This is a genomic window from Paenibacillus sp. NPDC058071 (assembly GCF_042885235.1).
Lineage (GTDB): Bacteria > Bacillota > Bacilli > Paenibacillales > Paenibacillaceae > Pristimantibacillus.
The window spans coordinates 158,948-170,333 of the sequence record NZ_JBHVSK010000002.1 but is presented as its reverse complement, the minus strand read 5'-3'; the positions used below and the strand labels follow the sequence as shown (position 1 = coordinate 170,333).

11 protein-coding genes are annotated in these 11,386 nt (G+C 41.1%); 10 read left to right on the top strand and 1 reads right to left on the bottom strand.

All coding sequences use genetic code 11. The features are described from left to right. Positions 1–64: 64 nt before the first annotated feature. Genes ACFVTB_RS03660 through ACFVTB_RS03645 form a run of 4 tightly spaced genes read left to right on the top strand, consistent with a single transcriptional unit; the run spans position 65 to position 3,699 of the window. Positions 65–1,126, top strand: coding sequence for a hypothetical protein (locus tag ACFVTB_RS03660; RefSeq protein ID WP_387745333.1), 1,062 nt, complete (start codon positions 65–67; stop codon positions 1,124–1,126). Then, positions 1,113–1,985, top strand: coding sequence for a hypothetical protein (locus ACFVTB_RS03655; RefSeq protein ID WP_387745330.1), 873 nt, complete (start codon positions 1,113–1,115; stop codon positions 1,983–1,985). The genes ACFVTB_RS03660 and ACFVTB_RS03655 overlap by 14 nt, the downstream gene beginning before the upstream one ends. Before the next feature lie 59 nt (positions 1,986–2,044). Further along, positions 2,045–2,419, top strand: a complete 375-nt coding sequence (locus ACFVTB_RS03650) for a hypothetical protein (protein ID WP_387745327.1) — start codon at positions 2,045–2,047, stop codon at positions 2,417–2,419. Then, positions 2,416–3,699 (top strand): McrC family protein, encoded by a 1,284-nt coding sequence (locus tag ACFVTB_RS03645; protein WP_387745324.1) that lies wholly within the window; start codon positions 2,416–2,418, stop codon positions 3,697–3,699. The genes ACFVTB_RS03650 and ACFVTB_RS03645 overlap by 4 nt, the downstream gene beginning before the upstream one ends. A gap of 843 nt (positions 3,700–4,542) precedes the next feature. Here ACFVTB_RS03645 and ACFVTB_RS03640 read toward each other — a convergent pair. Beyond that, positions 4,543–5,895 carry a DUF6138 family protein gene (locus tag ACFVTB_RS03640; protein WP_387745321.1) on the bottom strand — a complete coding sequence of 451 codons (1,353 nt, stop codon included), beginning with the start codon at positions 5,893–5,895 and terminating at the stop codon, positions 4,543–4,545. Between the two features lie 365 nt (positions 5,896–6,260). On the opposite strand from ACFVTB_RS03640, the gene ACFVTB_RS03635 reads away from it, so the two are divergent. Genes ACFVTB_RS03635 through ACFVTB_RS03610 form a run of 6 tightly spaced genes read left to right on the top strand, consistent with a single transcriptional unit; the run spans position 6,261 to position 11,378 of the window. Continuing rightward, positions 6,261–7,337: a hypothetical protein gene (locus ACFVTB_RS03635; RefSeq protein WP_387745318.1), complete on the top strand. Its 1,077-nt coding sequence runs from the start codon at positions 6,261–6,263 to the stop codon at positions 7,335–7,337. Positions 7,338–7,355: 18 nt separating this feature from the next. Next, positions 7,356–8,075, top strand: coding sequence for a nucleotidyltransferase family protein (locus tag ACFVTB_RS03630; protein ID WP_387745315.1), 720 nt, complete (start codon positions 7,356–7,358; stop codon positions 8,073–8,075). Then, positions 8,044–9,015: a GHMP family kinase ATP-binding protein gene (locus ACFVTB_RS03625; protein WP_387745312.1), complete on the top strand. Its 972-nt coding sequence runs from the start codon at positions 8,044–8,046 to the stop codon at positions 9,013–9,015. The genes ACFVTB_RS03630 and ACFVTB_RS03625 overlap by 32 nt, the downstream gene beginning before the upstream one ends. A gap of 9 nt (positions 9,016–9,024) precedes the next feature. Further along, a complete protein-coding gene (gene gmhB / locus ACFVTB_RS03620) occupies positions 9,025–9,597 on the top strand; it encodes a D-glycero-beta-D-manno-heptose 1,7-bisphosphate 7-phosphatase (protein WP_387745309.1) in 573 nt (190 codons plus the stop codon). Next, positions 9,581–10,177, top strand: a complete 597-nt coding sequence (locus ACFVTB_RS03615) for an SIS domain-containing protein (protein WP_387745306.1) — start codon at positions 9,581–9,583, stop codon at positions 10,175–10,177. The genes gmhB and ACFVTB_RS03615 overlap by 17 nt, the downstream gene beginning before the upstream one ends. A 7-nt stretch (positions 10,178–10,184) precedes the next feature. Next, positions 10,185–11,378 carry a glycosyltransferase gene (locus ACFVTB_RS03610; protein WP_387745303.1) on the top strand — a complete coding sequence of 398 codons (1,194 nt, stop codon included), beginning with the start codon at positions 10,185–10,187 and terminating at the stop codon, positions 11,376–11,378. Positions 11,379–11,386 lie beyond the last annotated feature (8 nt).

The following is an 11,386-nucleotide window of genomic DNA, read 5'->3' as shown; positions in this document are numbered from 1 at the left end:
TGTCGTTCCCAACAATTAAGATTAGATAGCAAATCATATTAGAATGTTAGGGGATTAAAAAGAGATGAGCAAAATTTATTTTGGGAAATTCGATAGCAAGAGACCGATTCAAATTCAGGAAAGATATTATGCCGCAGGAGCCAAAGGTAGTTCGTGGTATGGAGGAATTGAACCTGCGGATTACGTTTTTGTTGTAACGGATTCAACCGTTATTTCTCTTTGGAAAGTTAGAGATTACGGTAATAAAATGAATCCAATTAATCCAGCGGATACAGGGGTTGTGTTTTTCGATGAGGTTAAACAACTCGCACAAGCAACACCAGTGTCGAAATTTATTAAGAGTCCATATTTTAATGTGGACATTAATCTGTTAAACAAGATATCCAAATCGACTTTTGGTTACGGATTCTTCCCTATTGAAACAACTTCGATGTTTCCAATGGAGCAATGGAATCAATTATCATTTGAGTCGGAAAGGCATTTCTTCGTCACTTTAAGCACTCAACTACCACCACTTGCAGAGAATGATGTAATGGTAGTCATTAATAATCTTCAAGAAGCTCGAATGATTGAATTTTTGGAATGGAAGGACGGGAAATCACAGCCTTATCTTGGCCTTCGTAAACTGTATGAGGATAAAAATACGGTTAATGAGCGTTATACCCTACATGAATTGCTTGAATTTGCTGAAGAGGAAGCTCCATTTAAGCGAAATTACTTAAAAAGTGCATTGAGTGAGCTTGAAAAACAAGGATATTTTATGGTGAGCAACCCTGCAAAGCTTTACGATAATATTTTGGTTGGTCGACGAAAAACTCCGATTCCCAAACCTAATTCGGATGGCATTATTAAACCATCCACAGTTTCACCTGAACCATTAGTTGAAGAAGAAGAATGGCCTGAGTACTTTGAACAATACCGGAACTACGCTGAACTTCTGGAGTTTAATCCTAACCTAATTCTATATGGCCCTCCTGGAACGGGCAAGACGTTCGCGACGAAAAACATCATTGAAGCGTTTGAATATAGACAACAAAAACGTTATGTTCCTTTTACAACTGTTGAGAAGGAAGAACGGGTTCGTTTTATAACATTTCATCAGTCATACTCTTATGAAGTTTATTGAAGGGATACGACCTCAATTAGACGATGCCTCGGAGCAAAAAACAGATGGTGGCGAAATACGCTATAAAGTTGAGTCGGGTGTTCTCAAACAAATGGTTGAAGCAGCATCTACTCAAATTATTAAAGCAGAATCGCGACAATCCGGAATTACAGGAGCAGAATTAATTCGCCCCAATTCAAAGGTGTGGAAAGTTTCTCTTGGTCGTCGCAATGACGACCAATCCTACAATCGATGCAAGAGAGAGAAGCATATCGCAGTGGACTGGCTCGATGATCTTGATCTATCTGACAAGACTTATGAAGAGATATTCGCTTTATTAAAAAATGAACGAGACGATGATGCAAAAAATCCGACGATGGACGCCAATACATTAGACACCTTGATAAATCAAATGAATAAGGGTGATATCGTATTTATTTACGATGGGCCGTGGACGATACGGGATATTGGAGTAATTACGGGCGACTATACGTTCATGAAAGGTAGACCATCTCCTCATGTTAGGTCGGTTACATGGCTAAAGGAATTTTCGCAGCCGATTGATATTTCCGAAATGAATGGCGGCATTCGTCTTACTTTAAAAACGATTTATGAGCTACCTCGCATTCAAATGTCCGATGTACAGAAGCTAATTGGTAACTATGATAATTCTAATTCAACAATCTCTAAGTCTCAGCAAGTGCAGCAGTTACCTTATTATTTAATTATCGACGAAATTAATCGTGGCAACATTTCTAAAATATTCGGTGAGCTCATGACTTTGGTTGAGAAGGATAAGCGACAAACCATTAGTACAATTTTCCTTATTCGAAAAAGCCGTTTACACTACCAAGAAATTTGTACATTATCGGAACGATGAATACGTCAGATCGTTCGATCGCAATGTTGGATACAGCATTAAGAAGCCGATTTGTATTTGTGGAAGTTGAGCCTGATTATGCGTTGTTTGATCAAAACAATGCGAAGGTTGGTTATGTTGAATTGGCATCCCTTTTGAAGAGTATTAACGAGAAGATTTCGGAAAAAATTGACCGCGATCATCGCATCGGTCATGCCTACTTAATGGATATTCTTACGATCGATGACCTTTACAAGAGTTGGTATTATAAAGTATTGCCTCTAATTGCCGAGTACTTTTATAACGATGTTACTGCTATTCAATCTGTAGTTGGGACAAAGTTCTTTGAAAAATCCGGAAGTATTCGATTTCTGAGCACCTTACCTTCGATTTCTGAAACGATATCAGAGTTTGAAAAAGCCCTTGTAGCCCTCTACAAAGGATCAGAAGCATGACAAAGAAAACCTTGACAGTATTTGAGGACAGGTATTCCCGGAAACAATTGACAGATGTTCAGAAAAAAGAATTATTATCTTTAGAGTCGCTATGGGGTAAGCAGAACCTCATTCTCAGAGCGGATGATCGGCTGCTTTTACGTAAATATGTTGGATTCATAGCAACGCCATCACTTCAGATCCAAATTTTGCCTAAACTATTTGAGGACTCGGTGTCCGCGGAGGATGCCGAAAAAGAAAAGCTATTGTCTGTCCGAATGCTTTTTCGTTTACTGTCGTCTAGCGGATTCCTTTCGATTAAAGATATTCCGAATCCTCAACAAATTGCGGTGATGAATGGGGATTTACTAGAGATATTTATTAGCATTTTCACAAAAAAGTTTTTGGACTTATTTCACAAACAGATTCATCGGCAGTATGAAGAGCGAGAACAAAACATGGTAACGATCAAAGGCAGGATTTTGTTTCAACAACAATTGCTTCGGAATGGATTTTTTAAGCATAAGCATTATGTTAACTATCAGGAATTCACGGAAAATAACTTGTTGAATCAAATTTTCAAAACGACCATAAATTCCCTTCGCGTTTTAACTAAAAGTGATGAAAACAAGAAGAATTTAAATATGGCAATTATGTTGCTTGAGAATATTCAATTTGTACGATTGAGTGAGTCATTGTTTAGCCAAGTCAGATTCAATCGATTGAATGAATCTTATCGAGCCTTATTTCAATTAGCTAAGATGTTTTATCATAATCGGCAACCTGGTATCCATTCGGGAGATGAGCGAACGTTTACATTTCTCGTTCCGTTGAACCAGCTTTTTGAGTACACTTTATACCAATGGATTCATGAAGGACTATCTCCAGAAGGACTAGAAGTTAAATATCAGAAACCTCAGCGCTTCTTAGATTCTCAAAACGATGTGTTCTTGTTAAAGCCAGATATAACGATCCAGTCAGAATCTAATGTGCACATGATCGTGGATGCTAAGTATAAAAATCCAGTGAGTGATTCAAAGGTTGACTTGTCGGAGTCGGATGTTTATCAAATGCTCGCTTATGCTGTGAGATATCAATGCGACCGGCTGTGTCTGGTTTATCCTATGTTCCTTAATAATAAAGCATTGAAAAATCCTCTAGCTACTTATGTTATTCAGAACGGGAGCCAGAGCATTCATATCAGCGCATTTCATATTGATATTTCACAAGAAGATTTAATTTCTGCGAAAAGTGAGTTAGTTCATGCTTTAAGCGAAGGAATTGTTTTAATCGAGAAATAAACACTAAAGACGTGTACTAATTTGGCAAAATGTAAAGAGCCAGGTGAGTACTATCTCGGGAATTAGCTGAAATAAGCTTCGAGAGCTTTTTTCCGGCATCAATTGCCCCCTATGTATCTATCAATAGAAATGCATTGTTGGAACCTCGCCAGTATGTTGATTATATCAACCGATGGATGGCATCTAAACGTCCTATACGATTTGTATTTGTAGGCAGTGATGCTTACAGTAATCGTTCCGGAAAACATAGTTTGGACATTAACATGGCTGTTAGCACTGAGTCCTTCGAACATTGGGAAGCAGGCGGTTCACCGGGGGATATTTTCTACTCGTTGAAACTCCGCGAGTATGTGTTCCATTACCCAAGAAAATCAAGGGTTGTGACTAAGCCAGACGGGACGAATAAAATTGTAAATGACCCACCGGAGCGACCTGATGAACGAGTTAGACCTAGCACGTATACACTTAAACCTGGAGATACACTCACTAAAATTGCGCGGTTATGGTATAACGATTCGTCAAAATGGAGGTCTATTCAAACATTAAACGGGATAACAAATGCAGAACTAACAGCCTAGTCTATCATATCGAATCGATACAGAGACCGGGAGAGTTCAATTTTGGAGGAAGGCGCATTTTTTATTCTTTTAGTTTTCAGCGCTTTATTCGGCAAGGAGTATCTTTAATTTCGAAAGGGTAAATGTGAATGTCAAAGGTAGCATTATTCTGGGTATAGCTGACTATCATGGCGAGACGTGTAATTAAGAAGAGCAGTATAGAACTCATATGAGATCCGTACTGCTCTCTTTTATTCGCTGCATTTTGCTTTCATTTGGGTTTGGATCAACTCAATAGTTGCTCATACATGGATTTCAATTCTCTTGGAGCTGATTTGATTACCTTATTCGCTTCTTTATAAATATCAACACCCCAGATCGTATAACCTATACTTTGCCAGAGATATGTACGCATTTCTTCTTCGCTATCTCCACTCCAGTCTTCTTTCATGGATTCACTCACATAATTCGGAATATTAGCCTTACAATCAAGGAGCAAGTTCAGACCTTGTTCATTGGCTACACTGCTCGCATAAATTTTAGAAGACTTATGTTCTTGTACGGCGAGAATGCAACTGATGAATACAGGAAATGTTGTTTTGGTACATCCATACTTTTCAATGAAAGCAGGGGTGAATTTGGACTGAACAGAGGAATGCTCTTCATCGCACAACTCCATATATTGTTGTACTAATTCAAAGTACTGCTCACCCTCTAATCCTAGAGCAAAAATGGCAAACGTAGAGGGCATAGCGCAATTTTCATCACTCATATTGTTGTACTGTTCATATTTACACATCGCAAGCTTCGCATATTGCTCGATAAGCGGGTGCAGGCTGGGATATTTAACAGCATTCGCAAATAACTGATTGACGCCCTTTTTCGGCAAGCCTTTAATTGGAATATAGTTTTTCTCCTTGCTCTTAAATTCAATAGAATAGCTTTTGGGGAAATCAGATTGTAATAGATTATTTATTAAATTAAGTATTGTCCGATAGCTTGCTTCATTTTCCTCGGCGACGGAAATCTTGATTGTGGCAAAAACATCATTTGCTTTGAGGGTGATCGAACTGTCCTTGTAATCGGTCATTTCTAAGGGCAAGTTACCAGTACCGTATTTTTTAAGTCGAGCGACCTCGTCTGAACCCAAGTCAGTCACAAACTGAAAAAAACGATTAGCAGTAACAAATTCAAAGCTCATCCCATATTTAATATGCCATATGGCTATGTAGCAAACAAAACGAATATATTCTTGATTGACAGAGGTATAGTCTATATCTGATTTTACTTTATAATGGTCATAGCCATTTTTTTTATAGGAATCGAAGTAGGGCTCCTGAATCGTACGTTTAATCCATAAATCCAAAGTGTAGGATATATCCTTAGTCGTAATCTTACGTATCTTTTCACAAAAGCCTGCTGCCTTCTCATAAGTGAAGCCTTCTTGCTCTAACTTATCCAAGAAGTATTCGATCAAACTAGAAGTCAGAATGGTTTCACCACTTGTCAATCGCAATGGCTCTGGATATTCAGATGAGGTGCTGCAAGTGCCATTCTTAACTTCTTCAATACACTGGTCAAAAAGTTTTTTCTTTTCCTGTGTGTCAGCTTTAACGTGATAGTCCCGCAAGTTTACCATAACCTCTCTCTCAACATACATACTCGAATTCATAGATTCTACATTCATTAATCGGTTAGTTTTATTTAATCTTGTATACTTCCCAATAAAAGACTGAATGATGAGAACGAAGCCTATGCGTCTTCCACTCAAACCTTCCCCAAGCGCTCACATTTCTTAATTCTTACAGCTACAAATCAATATTAGAGCTTATTGCAATATTCTTTTCAATATACGAAATTCGTATAAATGACGATATATATGAAAATCGTAGATACGCACATACATAAAATAGAATTGAGTATATGTAATTTTGCTAACATCATTTACAATTATAGGGTGTTTATGAATAGCGATCTAAAAAAATGAATTTAAGGGAGTTGCAAATGACCGAAAAAAAATTGCAAATCCAGTTCCCTATCATAACTACTTATCCCCAGCAAACAAACGTTATTTCGATCACCTCCCCTCATGAAGAGTTTTATCCCTGGTTTCACAGCAATATGATTCAATTGAAATGCAGTCCCTTGGTTGACCAACTGCATCTGTTGATTTACCCCGACAATATTCAAAGAGTTTGCCCGCTGCTGGAATATCAAGCATTAACGAGAAGATCGTTGGAGAAATGGTTTCCGGATATTGTCGGTTTTGTGATGAAATGCGTGGATGACGACTTGTTTTTTCATGCGACCGTAAATAGCTACTACATCTCTAGTTATCTTAATTTTTATAATAGCTTTCATAGATTCCATGAGATATTGATTTTTGGTTATAACGCTGAGCTAGAAATTCTTTACGCAGCGGACTTTTTTAATTTTGGAAAATATGAGTTTCGTGAAATTCCATTTGCCGAGTTCGAAATGGCCTATAAGTCGGTGGACATCCAAAATGATGGAGCATTCGGTTTTAATCCAAACAGAAGTACAAATTTGAACTTTCATCTCGGCGAGATTGAACTGCTCCGTTATAAACCGCGATCGCACCTCCACAAGAAGGAGCCTTACCAATTAGATTTAGAGAATATTACTGATTTAATGGGAGACTACCTGCAATCATCCAACACATCCAGGAAATATACCGTATTTGAAAATGCTTCGGAAGCCATTTACGGCTTACAGACTTATGATTATTTGATTACCCATACGGAAGAGGCCTTCTCCGGAGAATCCAGCTTTATGGACAAACGGTCTTTTCACATTCTATTTGAGCATAAAAAATGCATGTCACTCCGGTTCAAGTATTTATCCGCCGCCCAACCGTCATTAGGTCCCTTGGAACAATATTTAGCGAAACTTGGAGAAATCCAAAAGCTATCGGAAGTTCTTCGCAACCTGTCTGTCAAATTTGTTATTTCGGAGGATAGGCAGATTGCCGGCAAAATGACCTCCGTATTGAAGCAGATGGCAGCGGCCGAAGAAGCCGTCTTGAATGCGATCTATGAAGATTTGTCGAAAAAGGCTTAATAGTCGAGGGGATTTGTGATGAAAGCTATTGTTATGGCAGCTGGACTCGGCAATAGGCTGCGGCCGATTACAACTTATTTGCCTAAATGCATGGTAAGGATTAAAGGAGTTCCGCTTCTCGGATGGTGGCTTCAGAAATTAAAGAATGCCGGCATCGAAGAGGTTCTTATCAATATGCATTATTTGCCCCGCGCCGTTGCCGATTACGTAAATTCGGAGGAATGGGGCCTTAAGGTTCATCTCGTATATGAAGAACAGCTGTTAGGAAGCTTAGGCACTTTAAGTGCAAATCGACATTTTTTCAGCAATGAAAGCTCTTTTCTAGTCGTGTACGCGGACAACTTAACGGATATTTCCTTGGATGAATTCATCAGCTGCCATAACCAACACGATTTAACTGCGACAATGGGGTTGTTTAGGAGTGATCGTCCAAAATCTTGCGGAATTGTTGGCTTAGGGGCCAATAACATAGTTGTAGACTTTGAAGAAAAGCCTGCAAAACCGAAGGGTAATCTTTCAAACGCCGGCATTTATATGTTTAGAGACTCGGTATGGGAATTTGTTGATTCGGCGAGCCCTCCTAGAGATATCGGGTACGATTTGTTGCCGCGCTTAACCGGACGAATGTCTGGGTACCAGATTCCAGGCTTTTTTATGGACATTGGGACGATTGAGTCATTGAAAGCGGCAAACGGGAGATGGAGCTATGATTATAAGCAGAACGCCTCTTCGCATTAGCTTTGCAGGAGGAGGCACCGATATTCAAGATTTTTACGGCAGGAACGGGGGATCGGTCGTAAGCACGACCATTGACAAGTATATCTACGTCATCGTAAAACGGAACTTTATCGATAGAATTCATCTGCGTGGATCTGTAAATGAGGAAGTCGACCATGTCGAACAAATTCGTCATGATCTAGTGCGTGAAGCTTTGAAAAAAGCAGAAATACAAACAGGCGTTGATATATGCATTATGGCCGATATTCCGTCGCAAGGCACAGGCTTGGGCTCATCGAGCTCATTGACTGTCGGTCTGTTGAACGCGCTTTATACCATTCAAGGCAGCGATGTCAGCGCTATGGAGCTAGCCAAGCAGGCTTGCGAGATCGAAATCGACATCCTTAAAAACCCGATAGGCAAGCAGGATCAATACGCTGCTGCGTTAGGCGGTTTGAGGCATTTTCAATTCCATCCAGACGGGAAAGTCCATTCAGAATCCATCAATTTATCGGATAATCAGAAACAAGAGATGGATAACAGACTGCTGCTGTTTTACACAGGCATAAATCGATCCGCTTCCGCGATTTTATCTCAGCAGGTGAAAAAGATGGGGCAAAACATGGCGATGCTCCAGAATTTAAAGGATCAAAGCTTGGAATTGAAAAAGCAATTTGAAAGGGGCAACCACGCCTATCTAGGCGGCCTGCTGGCCGACGGTTGGAGGATCAAAAAGAGTCTTACAATCGAAATTTCAAATTCGCACATTGACACATGGTATGAAAATGCATTGAACGCCGGTGCAGAGGGCGGGAAAATCGCAGGAGCAGGCGGGGGCGGTTTTTTGCTGATCTATGCAGAGGAGGAATTCCACCAAGCCGTCCGGCAATCGCTTCCTTTGCAGGAATTGTCTTTTCAATTTGAAAATCAAGGCTCTGCGATCGTATTGAATCTCGATTGAGGTGAAGGAATGCCAACGGTGTTTTTGGATCGTGACGGCGTAATCAATCAAAATATTGAAAACGGTTATGTAACCTCTTGGGATCGTTTCAGATGGCTGCCTGGATCGGTGGAGAGTATTTCGATTCTTTGTGAGCAAGGCTGGAATGTCTTTATCGTTACGAACCAAGCATGCATTGGGAAAGGCATCGTCAACATGAATGAGCTGTCAGAAATACATGATCGCATGCAAGAAGAGCTGCTAAAGTATGGAGCGAAAATTAATCAATTTTACGTTTGCCCCCACAAGCCGGAAGACAATTGCGATTGTCGCAAGCCGAAACCGGGCATGCTTCTGCGGGCAGCCGAAGAACATCGCTTGAATTTAAGCAGTTGTTATTTCATTGGCGATTCGATAACTGATATGATGGCAGCCCATTCCGTCGGATGCACAACTGTACTGGTAAGAACGGGACTTGGAGAACGGTATGAGAATGATACGAAACGATTGGGGCTGGCCGATTATTATTGCAACGGCGTTGTAGAGGCTGTCCAGACTATTTTACGGAAAGAGAGTGTGTTGCCCAGTGAGACATTTCATTGATTCGTATTTTCAGTCCGTTGTTTCCTCTATTCAAACCATTGAGTCGAAAACCGTCAGCAGGTTGTCTGAAGAGATCTATCGCGTCTGGGAGCAAGAAGGCACGATTTATATTATGGGAAATGGCGGGAGCGCGTCGACGGCATCTCACTTTGCTTGCGATCTCAGTAAATTAACGGTATCTGGTTTTAGAAAACGGCTCAAGGTCATGGCGCTTACAGATAACATGCCTATTATTACGGCTTGGGCTAACGATACGCATTACGAAAACATTTTCGTCGAGCAATTGATTCCGTTCCTTGGGAGCAAGGATTTGGTCATTGCCATCTCGGCAAGCGGAAATTCGAAAAATATCGTGAAGGCACTCGATTACGCAAATTCGCTCGGCGCTAAAACTGCTGCCCTCAGCGGATTTAAAGGCGGACAAGCCGGCCGGATTTCTTACTATCCGCTTATTACCTTCAGCGATAATATGCAAGTGATTGAGGACAGCCATTCGCTGCTATGCCATGGGATCGCGCTTGAGGTGTGCTCGTTGTTGGATCAATTTCAACCGCAAGCCGCAATGGAAAGGGGAGTCTGAACATCGTATGAAAATTTTGCTGCTGCAAGCGATGGGATACTTTATTTCATATAGCGGGGCCTGCAAGGCGAACCGTTTTCTAATGGAGGACTTGTCCGGTTGCGGACATGAATGTCGGGTGATTACGGTAGCTCCGAATGATAACGGGTTAAGCGACGCGGCTATGTTCCAGGAACTGTTGGATTCAGGAGAGATCAAGCATATTCATTCAGGTGAGGTTTCCGAAGTTTATGAGTCCAATGGCGTCGAAGTTCATTCGATTCATAATTTTTCAAAGCTCGATACTTATGTACTCGAAATTGCTAAGAAGTTCGCCCCGGACTGGGTTCTGGTAACGGAAGACCGGGTTCCTGAACTGCTGCGCCTCGGCCTCGAGGCCGCTCCTGACCGGGTCGTGGAGCTTGCCCATAGCCAGGTCGCTTTGCCTTTTGGGCCCGAATGTTATGAAGAAAACCCGGAGCATGCTGACCTGCTGAAGCAGACGGCAGGCATTATCGCCTCGAGCAGCTATGTAAAAGATTATCTTTTGAAATGGGGATCGCTCGAATCCATTCCCTTTCCATTCCCGGTCCATGGACGCGGCCCGTTTCATCATTACGACAACTTCGAAAATGGCTTTATAACGATGATCAATCCTTCGGATATAAAGGGACTTCCGATTTTTTTGGAATTAGCCAAACGTTTTCCGAATCTTCCGTTTGCCGCCGTTCCGACATGGGCGACGACTTCCGAAAACATAAGACAATTAGAAGCTTTGCCTAACGTTACGCTGCTGCCTAGAGTAAACGATATTGATGAAATACTAAAAAAAACCCGAATATTGATTGTTCCTTCTTTATGGGGAGAAGCATTCGGTGCGATTATCGTCGACGGCATGCTTAGAGGAATACCGGTCCTTGCCAGCCATGTCGGAGGCACTTCCGAAGCAAAGCTGCAAACCGATTATTTGATACCAGTCAATCCGATCGTTGCCTATAAGTCTGAATGGGATGAACGGCTCATTCCGATCCCGGTCATTCCCGAGCAAGATTTAACTCCATGGTTTGCTGCGGTAGAAAGACTTGTTTCGGACAGAGAGCATTACAAAGCGGTCTCCAACGAAGCGAAGAATGCATCGGATAATTATCTTTCTAAAATAGACCCTAATGCGCTTATTTCTTATTTTGAAATTTTTGCAGGCAGCGAATCATTGAATACATGAAGAAGCAC

Coding starts and splice junctions, on each gene's coding strand:
- ACFVTB_RS03660 (WP_387745333.1), top strand. CDS start 65: ATGAGCAAAATTTATTTTGGGAAATTCGATAGCAAGAGACCGATTCAA.
- gmhB (WP_387745309.1), top strand. CDS start 9,025: ATGCCAACGGTGTTTTTGGATCGTGACGGCGTAATCAATCAAAATATT.
- ACFVTB_RS03640 (WP_387745321.1), bottom strand. CDS start 5,895: ATGGTAAACTTGCGGGACTATCACGTTAAAGCTGACACACAGGAAAAG.
- ACFVTB_RS03635 (WP_387745318.1), top strand. CDS start 6,261: ATGACCGAAAAAAAATTGCAAATCCAGTTCCCTATCATAACTACTTAT.
- ACFVTB_RS03625 (WP_387745312.1), top strand. CDS start 8,044: ATGATTATAAGCAGAACGCCTCTTCGCATTAGCTTTGCAGGAGGAGGC.
- ACFVTB_RS03645 (WP_387745324.1), top strand. CDS start 2,416: ATGACAAAGAAAACCTTGACAGTATTTGAGGACAGGTATTCCCGGAAA.
- ACFVTB_RS03655 (WP_387745330.1), top strand. CDS start 1,113: ATGAAGTTTATTGAAGGGATACGACCTCAATTAGACGATGCCTCGGAG.
- ACFVTB_RS03610 (WP_387745303.1), top strand. CDS start 10,185: ATGAAAATTTTGCTGCTGCAAGCGATGGGATACTTTATTTCATATAGC.
- ACFVTB_RS03630 (WP_387745315.1), top strand. CDS start 7,356: ATGAAAGCTATTGTTATGGCAGCTGGACTCGGCAATAGGCTGCGGCCG.